We start from the raw sequence: 16,966 nt of genomic DNA, 5'->3' as shown, positions 1-16,966 counted from the left end.
GGCCGCCGCCAGTTTTTATTTTATTTTTAAAAATCCTTTATCTTATGATAAAGGATTTTTTTTGCTTTATACACAACCCCAATCCAAAGCAAACCCAGCACAACTCCAAACATAAGCAATGAGCAATCATTATTGATTACTTATTACTTATCACTTATCATTGATAGCACTCCCTTGTCACTCCGTAGGAGTCCAAACAATGCATTTTAAATTATATCATCCAGTATAGCTTAGATTATCAAATTACTTAAAGTATTAAAATCTTCTATACTACTCCTTTGAATCCTTTAGGCTCTAATAGTGTGGGTGGATTCCTACGGAATGACATAGCTGAGATATTAGATTTTAGAATGTAAAATTGATCATTCTTAGACAGGGTAGCTTCGACAACTCATCATTTATAACTTATAATTCATAATTCGTCTTCCCTAGCCCGGATAGTAATGGTTACCCCGCAGCTTGCGTGTGAGAGCTGTCGGGTTTGAGCGTAGGAAAGCATAGGAGCGAGGAGTAGGAATGGATAGCGGGAGAATGCTTTTCTTTATTAATGTTAATGTATTCTCTACTTTAATCCCAGATAATACTTATTACTACAATAATTTTCTTAACCTCATAACCCCCCTTATCTTTTATAAAACCTATACTGTGGTAGAAATTGCATAATAAGAGCTAGAATCTATCTTATTTTAACCATGGACAAATAAAAAACCGCTTCAACAAAGAAACGGTTCCCATTTTATGACATTTTGATTTTCAATCTTACATATCACTGTTTGTGTCCGGACATTTGAAATCATCACTGCATGTAGCACAAACAATTACTCCGCTGCAATAATACATGCAGAAATCTGCTTCAGGAAGAGTAGCTCCTCCGGAAATGTTTTTTAATTGGTCTTTTTGTAGTTTTTTTAAATTTTTCATATTGTTTTAATTAAAAATTTGTATGTAAAGTAAAAATAGTTAAAATATTTTTAATTAAACAAGATATGGTATATAAAAAAATAAAGTTTAGTAAAATTATAGTCTCTTGAATCTGTTACAAACTCATTTTTATTTAAATATTTGATTATTAATTAAATAAGCGCTATTTTTAAGCAAGCATTATCTGAAAGCTTATAGAGTAGGAAATACCAAAAATCAAAAACTATGAAAAATCTAAAAAAACTTTCAAGAGAAGACAAGAGAAGTATTGTTGCTGGAGTAGACTTTCCTGCATATTGTTTTGAGGGTGGAGGACCAGGAGAAGGAGGTTGCTCTGCGGGAGAAATTTGTTCGGGTGGAAAATGTGTGCCTTACGGAGGAAATCCGGGAGGTGGAGGAAACCCGGGAGGTGGTGGTGATTCTTATACCTGTATTTGTCCGTGGGGAACTTTCACTCAGCCTACGCCGTGCCCTGAATTTTATTGTATAACAGGATAGGCTACAAATTAGGAATAAAAGAGGCTGTCTCGATATTGAGACAGCCTCTTTATTTTATTTTTTAATCAATCCCAGTTCGATCAATCTTTCATGCAGGAATTCTCCGGCAGTTGTATCTTCGTATAGTTTAGGATTGTTTTCGTCTACACAATTTTCAAGTGCATTTAAAGACATTGCACTTACAGGATGCATAAAGAAAGGAATTGAATATCTTGAAGTACTCCACATTTCTCTTGGTGGGTTTACCACTCTGTGGATAGTAGATTTCAATTTGTTGTTGGTATGTCTTGAAAGCATATCTCCAACATTGATCATCAATTCATCCGGTTCTGCAATGGCATCAATCCATTCTCCGTTGTGGTTCTGAACCTGAAGACCTTTTCCTTGTGCTCCCATTAAAAGAGTAATAAGGTTGATATCTCCATGAGCAGCTGCTCTTACCGCATCATCCGGTTCTTCAGTAATTGGCGGATAGTGGATAGGTCTTAAAATAGAATTTCCTTCTGCGATTTTGTCATCAAAATAAAATTCATCTAAACCAAGGTGCAATGCTAAAGCTCTTAGAACATACTGTCCTGTTTTCTCAAGCATCTGGAATGCTTCCTTACCTACTTCATTGAACTTTGGAAGTTCATCAACAATTACATTGTCCGGATACTCAGTTTTGTATTTTGAATCATCAGACAGATATTGTCCAAAGTGCCAAAATTCTTTTAAGTCTCCTTTTTTGAAACCTTTCGCGGTTTCTTTACCGAATCCTACATAACCTCTCTGGCCGCCAATTCCTGGAATCTCATACTTCTGTTTCGTTTCCACTGGCTGTTCAAAAAAGTTTTTTACCTCTCCATACAAATCATCCACTAGGTTGTCATCAAGAAAGTGGCCTTTTAAGGCTACAAAACCAATTTCTTCATAAGCTTTTCCGATTTCATTTACAAATTTCTGTTTGCGTTCCGGGTTGTCCGAAAGGAAATCACGCAGGTCTACACTAGGTATTTTATCCATTTTTAGAAATTTACGAATAGCAAAATTACATTTTTTTTAATTTAAATGATTTTAAAATCATTATTTATAAGTTAAATTTGCTGTATGAAAAAATATTCTTCTAAGAGAAGTATCCAAATACTTGCACATCTTCTTCAACAGTACGGAATTGCTGATATCGTAATTTCTCCGGGGTCAAGAAATGCTCCTTTGGCCATTCATTTTTCGGAGGTAGATAGTTTTAACTGTTACAGTATTGTAGACGAAAGAAGTGCTGCTTTTGTGGCAATGGGAATGGCGAAAAGCGAAAAGAAACCGGTAGCAATTACCTGTACCAGCGGATCAGCAGTGGTAAACTACTATCCTGCTGTTACTGAAGCTTTTTATCAGAATATTCCACTTTTGGTACTTACTGCTGACCGACCGACCGATTTTGTTGATCTGTTCGATGGTCAGACGATAAGACAGAATGATGTTTTTCATCAGCATTCCTATGGCGACTTCCAGCTTTTGGAAGACAGCAAAGAACATGCAGAAGATATTAATTTCGATACCATTAAAAAAGCGATTGAACTTTGCTTTGAAAAGCAGGGACCGGTGCATATTAATATTCCTTTGGAGGAGCCTTTGTATGAGCTTGTTTCGGAACTTCCTACTTTTCCTACTGTAGAAAAAACTATCAAGCATAAAGAATATGAAATCCCTTCAAATCTGATTGCGGATTGGCATACTTCACAAAGAATTATGCTTTTGGTAGGAACAAGGGATTACAGTCCAGAATTGGAAAATCAATTGACTCAATTGGTGAAAAACCATTCTGTTATTGTTTTGAGTGAGGCTAACTCTAACCTTCATCACGAGAAGTTTTTCAAACATATAGATCGTTATATATTTAATTTTACAGAAGAAGACTATAAAACCTATGCTCCTGACCTGTTGATCACAGTCGGACAGAACGTAGTTTCTAAAAAAGTAAAACAGTTCCTGAGAAGTGCTCGCCCTAAACAGCATTGGCACCTGGATGAAGTATGGCAGCCGGATACTTATTTCTCATTGACAGAAAAAATTGAAGTTAAGCCTGAAGTTTTCTTCTCAAAACTGTTAAAATTTATCAATCTGGAGCCCAGACCTTATTTTAATCTTTGGGATGTTTTAAGGGATAAAAAAGATGCTAAACACGAGCAGTTTTTGAATACGATTGACTTCTCAGATTTTTATTTCTTCAATAAGGCTTCGCAGACGATTCCTGAAAATTATAACATCCATTTCAGTAATTCTTCCGGCATCAGATATGCACAGCTGTTTGATTTTGGGAAGCGAAAAATGTACTGTAACAGAGGAACCAGCGGTATTGACGGATCTACTTCTACGGCAATGGGATTTGCTATTAAAAATGAAAATCCTACTTTGCTGATCACAGGAGATTTAAGTTTCTTTTATGATATCAATGGACTTTGGAATCAATATATTCCGCCGTTTGTAAGAATTATGATCTTCAACAACGGTGAAGGAAATATCTTTAAAATCATTCCGGGGCCTGGAAATGCTAACCCGAATACATTAGACGAGTTTATTGCCACAAAACACCGTAAGAATGCAGAATCTCTTGCCAAGCACTTTGGGTTCTCCTACATAAAAGTAGAGGATGAAATTACGCTTGACAGAGTTCTGGAGAATTTCTTCAAACCTGATGCACAGCCAAAAATCCTGGAAGTAAATACTCACGGGAAAAATAGCGCAGATGTACTGAAGTCATACTTTGAATTTATGAAATAATCTTAAAGATCAAGATATTCTTCATTCCCCGGCAGGTTGATAATTCTGTCGATAGGGTAGATGAACATATCATCAAAATCATTCAATGCATTAATGATCTGGAAATGGGTGAACTGCTTTATGTTTTGTAAAGTAATCTCCGTTTCTTTGATCTTTTTGTGCTTTAAAAGATGCTGTCTCTGTACTCCGTTCAGCAGATAGGTAGCGGGGGTAAACCAGTCTTTCCCTTTTAAAAATAAAAGATTGGAAAAAGAGGTATCGGTGATGTGATTATTTTTAACAATGATAATTTCTTCTGTCTTGGATTTCATTTTCATTTTATCCAACTCTTTACGGTCTTCAAATTTGAATGAATAATCAAAACTGTTATTTTCTACGAGTTTGAAGTTCTGAATCTCCGGAATAGCATAAGGAATCATCTGTGTTCTGACTCTTTTGTCGAGATCATAAGAAATTCTTAATTTGAAAAGACCATCTTCATCATGCTGCAGATTTTTGTAGATCTTGGCCAGATCAATAGAGTCTTCTTTCCCGAAATGGGAAAATGTTTGATTGACACGTTTCTGGTGTAGATCCAATAGAAAAATCTCCTGATCTTCTACTTTAATGCTTTCAATGAATTGGGACATAGATTTTATTTTTCATTTCCTGATATTCGTCTTCTAACTTGCTCATGTGCGTTATACCGCCTCCGCTTTTGAAATAAAGCTGCTCTCCTTCTTTTTCTATAAAACGGATCATCACACAGCTATCAACATTCTGGCCGTCAAACCAGCCGCAAACGCCGGTGTAATAACCTCTTTCATACCCTTCTGCATCCAGAATTATTTCCAGTGTTTTAGGCTTTGGAGCTCCTAAAATAGAACCTGCAGGAAGAAGTTTCTGCATGATACTTCCTACTTTTCCATCAAATTCAGGTTTTATCATTCCTGAAATCTCAGAACTCATTGCATACAGATCCTTTTGTTGGGTTTTGATGAAATCAATATGCTGGAACTGGTCCACCTTTACATCATCAGCCACCATGCTCAGATCATTCCGGAGCAGATCTACTACAGTGTAATGTTCTGCTTTTTCCTTTTTATCATTCTTCAGTACTTCCGCAGCATTTTCAATAGAGGCATCAATGGTGCCTTTCATGGGATAGGTTAAAATTTTACCGTTAATGATCTTTACAAAAGTTTCAGGAGAAAAAAATACAAAAAAATCTTTATAAAATACTTTATACTTCGCATTTGAATGATAAAAAATTTCTTCTAAGGTTAAATTTGTCTCTATCTTAGTTTTTCTAGTATAGTTTACTAAATAAGAGTTTCCTAAACGAATATTTTTCTGAACTTTGTCAAAACCAATTTTAAAGCTTTCCAACGTTTCAGGAAACGATTTCCAAACTACTTTTTTATCTAGAGCTTGTGTTTCTTTCGTGTTTGAAAACTCTTGAAAATCAATTATTAAACCTGATTTTTCAATTTCATGTTCCTGATATATTTCGACATTCTCCGAGAGAAAGTCGATTACGAAAAAATAGGGAACCTTCTGAAGAGAAAGCTCGTCCATTTTCATAAATTTTTGATGATTCACTGAAAACATTCTGCAAAAATAATTATTGATGTTTACTTTTGCATAAATTTTTTATGATGCAGAACAAATATCCTCAGAAACCGGGACTAGATTTTATATTGAAGCAGGCTTTTTTTTATTGGAATAAAACACTGGTTTTTCAGTTGATGTTTTCCATCATCTTTTTTGGAATATTGCTTACCGCAGTTATGCTTTTTGGAACGAAATATGATGTTTTCTCGTACAATAAAGAATTGGAGGAAGCCTTTTTACAGGGGACAAAAGTATATCTGAAAAAAATGGAAGCAATAACGGCTACCGAAAATTATCAGATGTTTACACTAGCCATTTGGGGAACAACAGCATTTTTGTACCCATTGAATCTTGGGATGTTCCAGATTTTCAGAAAAATTGATCTTAAAGAAAATATTGTGATCGGGGATCTCTTTGCCGGGTACAACGGACTCAACTTTTTCAAATATGTTGGGTATTTTCTTTTCTGGTTCTTTATTTACAGATTTACGATTCCTACCGTAGTATTGGCGGTTGCTTGGGTTGCTGTGACCCTATTTGTTGCGCCACTTATGTTTTTTACGGATAAAAGGATATTTGAAGCAATTTCTCTGAATTTTAAAGCACTTAAAATGTATTTCGTGGAAATAATGGTTTGTGTAATCGTTGCTTTTCTGTTTAAATATTTAGGCTTTGCTCTGTTTTTGATAGGAGGGCTTTTCACATTTCCTTTTTGGAATGCGATGATTTATTCACTGTATAAAACCGTTTTTTCTGAGAAAAGTTAAAATTCATTCGTGTTTAATATGATTTTTTACTAAAAAAAACTAATTTTGGTAAAATCATTAAATATTTAAACTATGTCTGAATTTAACGAATTTGATCAGCAAGGCTCTGTGCCTAACAGAGATACGGGGTCGATTATTTCTCATGCCTTTGAAATGTATAAAGGTGTTTTCGGCTACGGAATCGTAGCAATGATTATTTATCTGGTTGGAGGGTCTGTTATTCAGATGCTTACCGGATTTGATTCTGCTTCTATCGTAGAAGATATGAAATCTTCAGGAGGTGACTTCAATTATTGGAGCGCTCCGGGACTTCCTTTGTATATGGGAGCTTCCAGTCTTTTCGGTCTTTTATTATCTCCTTTGTATGTAGGATTGATTTACATGGTGAATAAATATAATACCAAAAGCCCTATTGAGTTTTCTGATCTATTCATTGGATACCGTCAGAATTTTGTAAACATATTGATCTACAGTCTTCTATCTGGGATTATTTCTTCAGTTGCTCTTGCATTGTGTGTGCTGCCTATTATTTTTGTATATCCTTTCCTTTTATTAGGATATCCTATTCTGTTATTTGAAAATGCTTCAGCTACAGATGCTTTAGGAAAATCATTCAATATTGCTAAAGAAAACTATGGAATTTTCTTACTAACCGGATTCTTAGGATTTCTGATCTCTATTGCAGGGGTTATTCTTTGCGGAATTGGGGTTATCTTAACCGCTCCGTTTATTATGATTGTAATGTACTCTACGTATTGTGCTTTCTTAGGAAAACCAAGACAAATTATGTACAGTAAATAAAATATAAAATACATGATGAATAAGGACAAACAAATAAGCAGTGTTGCGATAAAGCAGATGTCTTTGCTGGCCATTATTATAGTGCTGGCAGGGTTGATCTGTTTTAATCTGGCATTGTTTATTCCCTCTGTTTTGGGGGCAATCACCATTTATGTAGTCTGCAGAAAGTATAACTTTTACCTGCAGGAAGAAAAAAAATGGAAACCTTCCCTTGCCGCATTTGCATTAATGTTTGCGAGTCTTATTGTTCTTATTCTTCCTATCTACTTTATTGCCGATCTGATTATTGATAAACTGGGAAATGCACAGGCTTATATGGCCAAGTTCAATATTTTCCTGGATAAAATACATTCTTACATATTTTCAAAAACAGGATTTGATATTCTGAGCAAAGAAAACATGGCAAAGTTGAAAGATAATGTAGGGAAATTTTCTACTTCAGCAGTCAGTGGGACTTTCAATACGCTTACAGTAGTGATGTCCATGTATTTTATTCTGTATTTTATGCTGGAAAGGCCAAGACTCTTTGAAAAGATCCTTACTTCTTCCGCGCCGTTGAAGAGATCAAATATTTCTTTGATAGGCGATAAAATGAGAAAACTGATTATGGCCAATGCTATCGGGATTCCGGTTGTAGCAGTAGGACAGGGGATTGTAGCGCTTATCGGATACCTTATTTTTGGAGCGCCGGGAGCAATACTTCTTTTTGCTCTAACGGCTGCTGCTTCAGTAATTCCTGTGGTAGGAACTGCTATTATATATGTTCCGGTGTGTATCTTTATGATCGCTGAAGGAAATACAGGTCAAGGTATCGGCTTAGCAATCTATTGTGTTGTTGTGGTAGGTCTTACGGATAATCTCCTTCGTTTTACCCTTTTAAAGAAACTGGAGAACATTCACCCTTTGAATACCGTATTTGGAATTATCATGGGAATGAATCTTTTTGGCTTCATGGGACTTATTTTCGGGCCTATTCTGATCTCACTGACCCTTCTTCTGGTTCAGGTATACAGAAATGAATTTTCGGATGAAGAAACTCCTCCGGATCTTGAACTGCCCGGGCAAAATGATCTTGAAGAAAAATTAATTTAATTATATAAAAAGTGGAAGGACTGAATCCCGAAATATTAAAAGAAATCTGTGTAATGAAAATGCCATTCGGCAAGTACGAAGGAACGGTTTTGATTGATCTTCCAATCAGCTATCTGGAATGGTTCAACAAAAACGGAATGCCGAAGGGAAAGCTGGGAATGCAGCTTTCAACAGTTTATGAGATCAAATTAAATGGTCTGATGGATATTTTGACTCCCATCCGAGCGGCAGTAAGAAACGGATTGTAAAAATTAAATAAACCAATCTCGGTATAAAGTTCCGGCGGCATCGAAGATGCCGCCGAAACTATTTTATAAATCAGGCTTATTAAGCTTTCAATGCTGCAATTTCATCTCTAAGCTTGGCCGCTTTTATAAAGTCAAGGTTTTTCGCAGCCGCTTCCATTTCTTTCTGCTTCTGAGTAATCATTTTCTCTATATCTTCACTTGCATAGGTTGCTTTTGTTTCGGCAACTTTCTGAAGGATTTCTTTTTGGGTATATTTCTCATCCGGGAAGTCTTTGCTTCTTCCGACAAGGTTTTCAGAAATCTTTTTATTTAATGCTTTTGGCTTCAGGCCGTGATCGTCATTGTACTGCATTTGTTTAGCACGGCGGTATTCGGTTTCATCAAGAGTGGCCTGCATAGATTTAGTGATTTTATCAGCGTACATTATTGCTTTTCCGTTCACATTCCTTGCAGCACGTCCCACAGTTTGAATCATTGATCTTCTGCTTCTCAGCATTCCTTCTTTATCAGCATCCAGAATAGCTACTAATGAAACTTCAGGTAAATCCAATCCTTCTCGCAATAAGTTAACTCCAATAAGCACATCAAAAAGCCCCAGACGAAGATCCTGCATGATCTGAATACGTTCCAGCGTTTCAACATCAGAGTGAATATATCTTGTTCTGATTCCGAATTTGGTAAAGTATTTCGTAAGTTCTTCAGCCATTTTCTTCGTTAAAGTAGTTACCAGCACTCTTTCATCAGCATCAGATCTTTTATGGATTTCCTCCATCAAATCATCAATCTGGTTGATGGTAGGTCTTACCTCAATAATAGGGTCAAGAAGTCCTGTCGGACGAATGATCTGCTCTATATAGGCTCCTCCGGTTTTCTCAAGTTCATAATCTGCAGGAGTTGCTGAAACATAGATTACCTGATTTTGAATAGCTTCAAATTCTTCAAACTTTAAAGGTCTGTTGTCCATTGCAGCCGGAAGTCTGAAACCATATTCAACTAATGCTTCTTTTCTGCTTCGGTCACCTCCGTACATAGCGTGAACCTGTGGAACGGTTACGTGGCTTTCATCAATAACCATTAAAAAGTCTTTAGGGAAATAGTCAATCAGGCAGAAAGGTCTTGTGCCCGGAAGACGGCCGTCCAGATATCTCGAATAGTTCTCAATTCCTGAACAATAGCCCAATTCTTTGATCATTTCAAGATCCAATTCAGTTCTTTCCTGAAGTCGCTTGGCTTCTAATGGCTTTCCAACAGAGCTGAAGAAATCAACCTGTTTTACCATATCATCCTGAATGTCTTTAATGGCACCGTTTAAGGTCTCCTTTGATGTGACAAAAAGATTGGCAGGATAAATTTGTATCTGATCAAAATTGTCTTCTACATTCCCTGTAACTGGGTCAAAGCTTTGAATTTTTTCAATTTCATCTCCAAAAAACTGAATTCTGATAGCATTATCAGTATAAGCGGGGAATACATCAATCACATCTCCTTTTACACGGAATGTTCCTCGTTGAAATTCGTTTAATGTTCTGGCATATAATGCATTAACTAATGAATGGAGAAGTGCTGTTCTTGTCACTTTCTCACCAATAGCGATGGAAATTAAAGATTTATGAAATTCCGTAGGGTTTCCAATACCATAAATACAGGAAACAGACGCGACAATCAAAACATCCCTTCTTCCTGAGAGAAGGCTGGCAGTTGCAGAAAGACGCAGCTTTTCAACTTCTTCATTGATGCTCAGGTCTTTTTCAATATAAGTTCCTGTTGTTGCAATATACGCCTCAGGCTGGTAGTAATCATAGTAGCTTACAAAGTATTCCACGGCATTTTCCGGAAAGAACTCTTTAAACTCCATGAAGAGCTGTGCTGCAAGAGTCTTATTGTGTGCCAGAACTAAAGTTGGGCGCTGAACATTTTTTACAACATTCGCAACAGTAAAGGTTTTTCCGGAGCCTGTAACTCCGAGCAGCGTTTGATATTTTTCACCGATCTCTATTCCTTCGGTAAGTTTTTCAATAGCTTGGGGCTGATCTCCGGTAGGTTTATATTCTGATTGAAGCTTAAAATCCATAGAAAAGAATGTATACAACAAAAATACGAAAGAAATTATTAGACAGGATAATGTTTTGATGGTGAATATTTTGATAATAAAACTTTAACAGTTTCAACAGGAATAATTGAAAAAATAAAAAAAGCGCTAAAAATTAGCGCTTTCAATATTAAGGTCTTGCAAAAGTCATTGTTGCGGGGACTTTTAGCACAGAAGCAATGGGTTTCCCATCTTTCGTAGCAGGTTTCCAGACTGTACTATTACTTATTGCAGTGACTGACTTAAGAAGTTCCCGGTTTAGCATTTCGTTGTCTCCAGAAGTGGTTACCTGTGTTGTTTTTCCCGTCTCATCGATATGAATATAAGCAGTTGATGTTATAGTACCATATTTAGGTTCAAAGTTACTGGTATCAATGCCCTTATTTATTTGCATTCTAAAACTTTTATCCCCATCAACGTATTGTGCCGGAAGCTCATTAGCATTCGGTGGAGTATTGATGGCTGTATTTGTGTTTTTACCCTGATTATTTTCGTTTAAGCTATTTATTCTTGGAACTATTGTATCTGAAACGGCTTTTAAATCTTGTCTTTTGAATCCCATTATGACAGAAGATTTTCCTTCTTGTCTCGTCTTTTCAAAATAAGCCCGAGTCATTAAAGTAACCTGATAAGGCTGAGGATTTTGTGCTGTTCTGGCATTCGGATAAATTTTACTGATATAAACATTTGAAAAGTCTGTTTTTTTATAGTTTTTCAAAATGCTGTTTTCTATTTTTTTTGAATCAATCCAGACTGCGTAGTCTTTTTTATTTAAAAATGATTTCAACTCACTCTCTGTTGGAATTCTTTTTTTCAATTCAGGCAACGCAAAGAATGTGATCTTCTGTTCATTTTTCTGGGTTTCATTCAGTAAAGGATAAAGTTCTTCCAGTCTTTTTTTATCACTTTCTGATACCTTTTTTGAAAATTCAGCATATTTTCCATCATTCAGCAAATCAGCATACTTAGCCAATATGTCCTTGAATTCCTGATAAGAATCCTGTCTATTAGTGTGAGCAGAAGTTTCGACTATTTTTTCTGGTATCTGAATATTTGCGGAATTCCCTGCATATGTTCTTTCAGAAAATAAAACAGCGGCAGCAATTAGTGTTGTGACTCCTGCTGCTTTTCTTAACAGGCTGAATTTCGATTTTTTTGTTTTCATCATAATAAATCTTTTTTTGGTGTTATTAAAATTAAATGAATGAGTCAAAGCAGGATTTTGGTGGCTAAGAATTTCATCAAGAATAAGATTTTGGTACTCTTTAATATTATAATTCTTTTTCAATACTGCTTCATCTGCTAAAAACTCGTGATTCGTGATCACAGCTTTTTTGTATAAGAAAAGAACAGGATTGAACCAGGTAAAAATCTTTAAAAGATTCAGTATTAATAAGTCTATACTGTGTTTCTGATCAATATGAGCCTTTTCGTGCAGGAAAATTCTTTGGTCAATTCTATTATTTGCTATGTAATTTTTCCCAATATATATTGTATTCCAGAAGCTGAACGGAGAAAGACTTTCGCCTGTTAATATGATATTGTAATGCTCGTAAATACATTTTTCCCCTTTAATTCTTCTGACAGCTAAAAGAGCTAAAAGACTTTTCATGAGTAGAAAAAGTGTGATTATAACATACACGCCCCACACAATATTCATCCAGTTGAAACTTTCCTGTTCCGGCTGAATAAAAATCATTTGCTGAGCCGTTTCTTCAATCATCATTTGAGCTTGAGGCTCTATTTTAGCTTCTGGTCTTTGTATCGTAATATTGATAAATGGAATGATATAAGAAAGGAGTATACCACTTAATAAATACCATCTGTTGAATCTGTACATTCTTTCTTTTTCAAGGAAGAGATAATAAACGGCAATGAAAACAGAAGAACACAGAATTATTTTCAAAATAATGGCTGCCATATCTACTCTTTTATCTGATCATCAATGATATCACGGAGTTCTTTCAGCTGCTTTTGACTGAGTTTAGCATTCGATGTAAAAAAGGAGGCAAACTGTGTTACCGAGCTGTTGAAAAAACGATCAATCATGGAAGTCATTTCTTCCTTGAAATATTCCCCTTTTTCTATTTTTGGATAGTATTCACGGGAATTTCCATACATTTTATAACCTACAAGATCTTTGTTCTGCATTCTTTTTAGCAGGGTTGCAATAGTAGTTGCAGCAGGCTTGGGGTCAGGATAGGTTTCCAGAATATCCTTCATGAAAATTTTTTTCTTCTCCCAAAGAATTTCCATGAGAATTTTTTCAGAATCTGTTAATTTAATCTCTTTCATTCTACAATGTTGTAATTTGTTCTACAAATGTAGAATAAAAAATGAAATCAACAAATTTTATGGCATTATTTTTCCATTCATTATACAATCACCAATCCTAATATTATGAGAATCAATCAATTTTATGTCCCGATAATGAGTCTTTTTCTTATTTTGTCATCGTGCAAAGAAAATCACGCGAATGCTCAGAAGACCGAAAACGATGGAAGTGTAGAGACGGAGAAACCTAATTCTGATTACAAACCGGCATTTAAAGGACAGACAAGAATCAAGGCAGTAAAGACTGCAACAGCATATAATGTAGAGATATTAAACAAAGATTTAGGAAGACCTTGGGGAATTATCAATTTACCTGATGGAAAGTTTCTGATCACGGATAAGAATGGTCACATGAATGTTGTTTCAACGGATGGGAAACAGGTGTCAAAAATAGAAGGCTTTCCAAAAGTGGATTCAAAAGGGCAGGGAGGCATGCTTGATGTAGCTCTTGATCCTGATTTTACTACCAACAATATTATTTACTTCAGTTTTTCAGAGCCGTTTGGAAAAGGAAATTTAACTTCCGTGGCGAAAGGTAAGCTGTCTGCAGATCTCAAAAATATCTCAGATGTACAAGTTATTTTCCGTGCAGAACCTTCTTATGACGGAGATAAACACTATGGAAGCCGTCTGGCTTTTGATAAAGATGGGCATTTATTTGTCAGTACAGGGGAAAGATCGGATAAAGTAACCCGTGTATATGCACAAAAAACAGATAATTATCTTGGGAAAATTCTGAAAATTACAAAAGATGGCAAGCCGGCTCCGGGAAATCCTTTTATCGGAAAGCAGGGTTATAAACCTGAAATTTATGCTTATGGTGTGCGTAACCCACAAGGAATGGCAATTGATCCTAATGGAAATTTATGGGATGTAGAAATGGGACCGAGAGGCGGTGATGAGATCAATTTGATTCAACCCGGAAAAAATTACGGATGGGGAGATGTGACGTATGGAATTGAATATTCAGGGGACAAAGTAGGGCAGGGAATCACCCAAAGAGAAGGCACTGAGCAACCCGTCTATTACTGGGATCCTGTGATTTCTCCAAGCGGAATTACTTTTTATACAGGAAATATCGAAGAGTGGAAAGGAAATCTGATGATTGGATGTTTAAGTGGCGAACACATTGACAGAATTGTCATGAAAGATAATAAAGTGATCAGTGAAGAACGTCTTCTCGCAGATCAGAAAGAACGTTTCCGCGATGTATTGAACGGAATGGACGGAAATCTTTATGCGGTAACCGACAGTGGTAAGCTTTATAAAATTTCAAAAAAATAGAAAAAAACTGTATCAAAATGTCATTCTGAACGAAATGGAATGTAGTGAAGAATCTTATGTTATTGGTTTATAAATGAGATTCTTCCTTCGTCAGAATGACAAAGGTGAAATTATTAACCTTTGATACAGTTTCTTTTTATTCTCTTAAAACTTAAAGTTAAGTCTCGCAAAAACCTGTCTTCCGGCAAATCCCATCTGAACAGGGTCAAAAATACCTCCGCCTTCTGTATTTCCATCACTTACATGAGTGGTTTGCAGCGTAGGATATCTGTTAAACAGGTTTTTACTGCCCAGGGTTAGGTTCAGATTCTTACAAAATTCATAACCAAAAGAAAGATCGGTAGTTACTTTTGGATTATATACCTGTTCTGTTCCATCATACCCAATCAGTGTTGCTTTGTCAAACCTTACCAACTGCAGATTCGCATTGAATTTGTTGATCTTATAATTGAGGTTTAAATTGACCTTTGTTTTTGGAGCAGAAGCGAGGATAAAAGCCTTTTCTCTCTCGCTCAGGTAAATATCTTCTTTTCCTGCAAGCTTTTCTGAGGTGTTCACTTTGGTGATTTCCATGTCATTATAGTTTCCGGCTAAGGTAGCAGTCAGTTTCCCTGACCCAATGTTTTCACTATAGCTTAAGATAAGATCAACTCCTTTCGTGCGGGTATCGATCGCATTGGAAAAAAACTGTACCTGGTCAATAAATGGATTATCTGCCTGAACGTCTGCCGGCAGGTCTGCCTGTGCAAAATATCCGGTAAGAACAATTCTGTTTTTTACCTGAATATAATACCCATCCACTGTCGCTGTGAATTTTCCTGTGTTGAAAGTAAATCCGGCACTTCCGTTCACAGAGGTTTCCTGCTTCAACTGAGGAATTCCCAGACTGCTTGCAATGCTACTATCGTTAGAAGCTAGCTGAATAGTAACCAATTGGCCACCTTGAAAGTTGGTAAACTGCTGGCTGTAGTATTTCTGAGCCAGAGAAGGTGCTCTGAATCCGGTAGAAACGGAACCACGGAAGGCAAACTGCGGAGTGATCGCGTATCTTGTCGCAAATTTTCCATTTAGAGTGCTTCCGAAATCATTATAATTTTCAAATCTTCCGGCAACACTTATCATCCAGTTTTTTGTAACGTCAAGCTCAGTATCTACATAGGCCGCAAAGTTATTTCTGCTCTTACCAATATCTGTAGAATATCCAGGGAATCCCTGGGAACCACCTGGTCTTACATTGTCATCATTTAAAGGGTTGGTGACCAGTAAGTTTGGCGGAGTGTTTGGAGTCACAGGATTTCCATTTATATCATACATGGTGTAAGAAGCTTCTTCTCCTTTGATGATATCAAATTTTTCATACCTGAATTCCGATCCGAAAGCGATATTCAGTCCTTCAAGCACTTTAAACTGTTTTACAGCATTAAAACCTGTCGTATTCTGTAATAATGAATGACCTCCAGCATTAAAGCTTGTAGGCGATTTGACCCCCAAAGTAGCATTAATCGTATTGTCAATCTGATAGGTAAATCTGTTGTTGCCAAAAGCATTATAAAAATCTACGTCCCATCCTGCAACCTTAAACTTCAGGCCGTTGTCAAAAGTAAAATCTGTAATGCTTGTGTTTTCAATCGGATTGAATCCTGTAGGATAAATTTCAGGAATATTTCCGTCTGCATCTGCTGATCTGGTCCATGCGTAGGCCTTGGTGTTTCTGTGAGAAAAACCTTGACGGGAATAGAATTTCAGACCATCAGATAAAGGAAGCTCAATATTTCCGAAAAAGTAAATATTTTGCGCCTTTGCATCCCCGAAACGCTGTCTCGGAGCAGTATATAAGTCAGGATTTGCATTTCGTATCGCATAATCTTTGTTCATAAACTCTACTGTAAAATTTCCAAAACCTCCCTTTGAGCCTATTTTAGTTCCTAAATTTCCACTGAAATCAAAGGTGGTTCCATCTACTTTATGATCTGAGACAACATCATTATTCCCCGGGCTTTTAAAAAGATTCATTCCATAAAAAGCATTTCCTTCAAAACCTTTGTCACGGTCATTCAAAATAACATTGATTACCCCTGCAATGGCATCAGATCCATATTGAGCTGAGGCTCCGTCACGAAGGACTTCCACTCTTTTTATTGCACCAATCGGAATGGTATTCATATCATATCCGGTATTTCCTCTTCCTTTGGTTCCGAAAAGGTTAATCAGTGAAGACTGGTGATATCTTTTTCCATTCAACAACAGCAAGGTCTGATCCGGCCCAAGTCCTCTTAGGGTGGCAGGATCTACTGCATCAGCGCCGTCAGATCCTGATTGTTTATTGGAATTGAAAGAAGGAGCAGAAAACTGTAAGAGCTGATTGATCTCTACTTGTCCTGTTGACTGGCTTACCTGTTTGATGTCGATAATGTCAATAGGAACAGGTGTATTTACTACTGTTCTTTTTTTATTCCGGCTACCGGTGATGGCTACTTCGTCTATCTTAGATTCTTTCAGGGTATCCTTTATTTGCTGGGCATAGGATAGAGTGGAAACTCCAAGAAAAAGAATGCAGATGTATTTTATTTTCATATAGA

At 36.4% G+C, this 16,966-nt stretch carries 15 protein-coding genes; 7 read left to right on the top strand and 8 right to left on the bottom strand.

What is annotated here, in order from left to right:
* Nucleotides 1–759: 759 nt before the first annotated feature.
* Nucleotides 760–921: a bacteriocin-like protein gene (locus tag ACLMCG_RS18890; RefSeq protein WP_413960777.1), complete on the bottom strand. Its 162-nt coding sequence runs from the start codon at nucleotides 919–921 to the stop codon at nucleotides 760–762.
* A 225-nt stretch (nucleotides 922–1,146) separates the two neighbouring features.
* On the opposite strand from ACLMCG_RS18890, the gene ACLMCG_RS18885 reads away from it, so the two are divergent.
* Complete coding sequence (locus ACLMCG_RS18885) at nucleotides 1,147–1,419, top strand: bacteriocin-like protein (RefSeq protein WP_077419382.1); 273 nt, start codon at nucleotides 1,147–1,149, stop codon at nucleotides 1,417–1,419.
* A gap of 54 nt (nucleotides 1,420–1,473) precedes the next feature.
* Here ACLMCG_RS18885 and ACLMCG_RS18880 read toward each other — a convergent pair whose 3' ends face one another.
* Nucleotides 1,474–2,424: an isopenicillin N synthase family dioxygenase gene (locus ACLMCG_RS18880; RefSeq protein ID WP_413960776.1), complete on the bottom strand. Its 951-nt coding sequence runs from the start codon at nucleotides 2,422–2,424 to the stop codon at nucleotides 1,474–1,476.
* A gap of 84 nt (nucleotides 2,425–2,508) precedes the next feature.
* Between ACLMCG_RS18880 and menD the strand changes: the two genes are divergently transcribed.
* Entirely contained in the window at nucleotides 2,509–4,179 is a 1,671-nt protein-coding gene (gene menD / locus ACLMCG_RS18875) for a 2-succinyl-5-enolpyruvyl-6-hydroxy-3-cyclohexene-1-carboxylic-acid synthase (RefSeq protein ID WP_413960775.1), read from the top strand.
* Between the two features lie 2 nt (nucleotides 4,180–4,181).
* Here the strand turns inward: menD and ACLMCG_RS18870 are convergent, their stop codons facing one another.
* Nucleotides 4,182–4,808 (bottom strand): aminotransferase class IV, encoded by a 627-nt coding sequence (locus tag ACLMCG_RS18870; RefSeq protein ID WP_223601284.1) that lies wholly within the window; start codon nucleotides 4,806–4,808, stop codon nucleotides 4,182–4,184.
* Nucleotides 4,792–5,769 carry an aminodeoxychorismate synthase component I gene (locus tag ACLMCG_RS18865; protein WP_223601285.1) on the bottom strand — a complete coding sequence of 326 codons (978 nt, stop codon included), beginning with the start codon at nucleotides 5,767–5,769 and terminating at the stop codon, nucleotides 4,792–4,794. Before ACLMCG_RS18865 ends, ACLMCG_RS18870 begins: the two co-directional genes overlap by 17 nt.
* Nucleotides 5,770–5,816: 47 nt before the next feature.
* Here ACLMCG_RS18865 and ACLMCG_RS18860 point away from each other — a divergent pair, with 47 nt between their 5' ends.
* From ACLMCG_RS18860 to ACLMCG_RS18845, 4 genes are all read left to right on the top strand, one after another.
* On the top strand, nucleotides 5,817–6,539 hold the full coding sequence (locus ACLMCG_RS18860; protein ID WP_413960774.1) for a hypothetical protein: 723 nt from the start codon (nucleotides 5,817–5,819) through the stop codon (nucleotides 6,537–6,539).
* Nucleotides 6,540–6,611: 72 nt separating this feature from the next.
* Complete coding sequence (locus tag ACLMCG_RS18855) at nucleotides 6,612–7,340, top strand: beta-carotene 15,15'-monooxygenase (protein WP_047381924.1); 729 nt, start codon at nucleotides 6,612–6,614, stop codon at nucleotides 7,338–7,340.
* Nucleotides 7,341–7,352: 12 nt separating this feature from the next.
* On the top strand, nucleotides 7,353–8,432 hold the full coding sequence (locus ACLMCG_RS18850) for an AI-2E family transporter (RefSeq protein ID WP_413960773.1): 1,080 nt from the start codon (nucleotides 7,353–7,355) through the stop codon (nucleotides 8,430–8,432).
* 20 nt (nucleotides 8,433–8,452) lie between these two features.
* On the top strand, nucleotides 8,453–8,680 hold the full coding sequence (locus ACLMCG_RS18845) for a DUF3820 family protein (protein ID WP_413960779.1): 228 nt from the start codon (nucleotides 8,453–8,455) through the stop codon (nucleotides 8,678–8,680).
* Between the two features lie 79 nt (nucleotides 8,681–8,759).
* Here the strand turns inward: ACLMCG_RS18845 and uvrB are convergent, their stop codons facing one another.
* The 3 genes from uvrB to ACLMCG_RS18830 all read right to left on the bottom strand — a co-directional run bounded on the left by uvrB (nucleotide 8,760) and on the right by ACLMCG_RS18830 (nucleotide 13,064).
* Nucleotides 8,760–10,751 (bottom strand): excinuclease ABC subunit UvrB, encoded by a 1,992-nt coding sequence (gene uvrB, locus ACLMCG_RS18840; RefSeq protein WP_223601288.1) that lies wholly within the window; start codon nucleotides 10,749–10,751, stop codon nucleotides 8,760–8,762.
* 148 nt (nucleotides 10,752–10,899) lie between these two features.
* A complete protein-coding gene (locus ACLMCG_RS18835) occupies nucleotides 10,900–12,690 on the bottom strand; it encodes a M56 family metallopeptidase (RefSeq protein ID WP_413960772.1) in 1,791 nt (596 codons plus the stop codon).
* A gap of 2 nt (nucleotides 12,691–12,692) precedes the next feature.
* Nucleotides 12,693–13,064 (bottom strand): BlaI/MecI/CopY family transcriptional regulator, encoded by a 372-nt coding sequence (locus ACLMCG_RS18830; protein ID WP_413960771.1) that lies wholly within the window; start codon nucleotides 13,062–13,064, stop codon nucleotides 12,693–12,695.
* Nucleotides 13,065–13,169: 105 nt separating this feature from the next.
* On the opposite strand from ACLMCG_RS18830, the gene ACLMCG_RS18825 reads away from it, so the two are divergent.
* The gene (locus tag ACLMCG_RS18825; protein ID WP_413960770.1) at nucleotides 13,170–14,387 is read left to right on the top strand and encodes a PQQ-dependent sugar dehydrogenase; all 1,218 of its coding nucleotides are present in this window, start codon (nucleotides 13,170–13,172) and stop codon (nucleotides 14,385–14,387) included.
* Between the two features lie 144 nt (nucleotides 14,388–14,531).
* Here the strand turns inward: ACLMCG_RS18825 and ACLMCG_RS18820 are convergent, their stop codons facing one another.
* Nucleotides 14,532–16,961 carry a TonB-dependent receptor plug domain-containing protein gene (locus ACLMCG_RS18820; protein ID WP_413960769.1) on the bottom strand — a complete coding sequence of 810 codons (2,430 nt, stop codon included), beginning with the start codon at nucleotides 16,959–16,961 and terminating at the stop codon, nucleotides 14,532–14,534.
* Between the last annotated feature and the right edge of the window lie 5 nt (nucleotides 16,962–16,966).

The sequence above is a fragment of the Chryseobacterium sp. S90 genome, assembly GCF_047444895.1.
GTDB lineage: Bacteria > Bacteroidota > Bacteroidia > Flavobacteriales > Weeksellaceae > Chryseobacterium.
The sequence above is the reverse complement of the archived record's forward strand: the minus strand, read 5'-3'. Positions and strand labels throughout refer to the sequence as shown.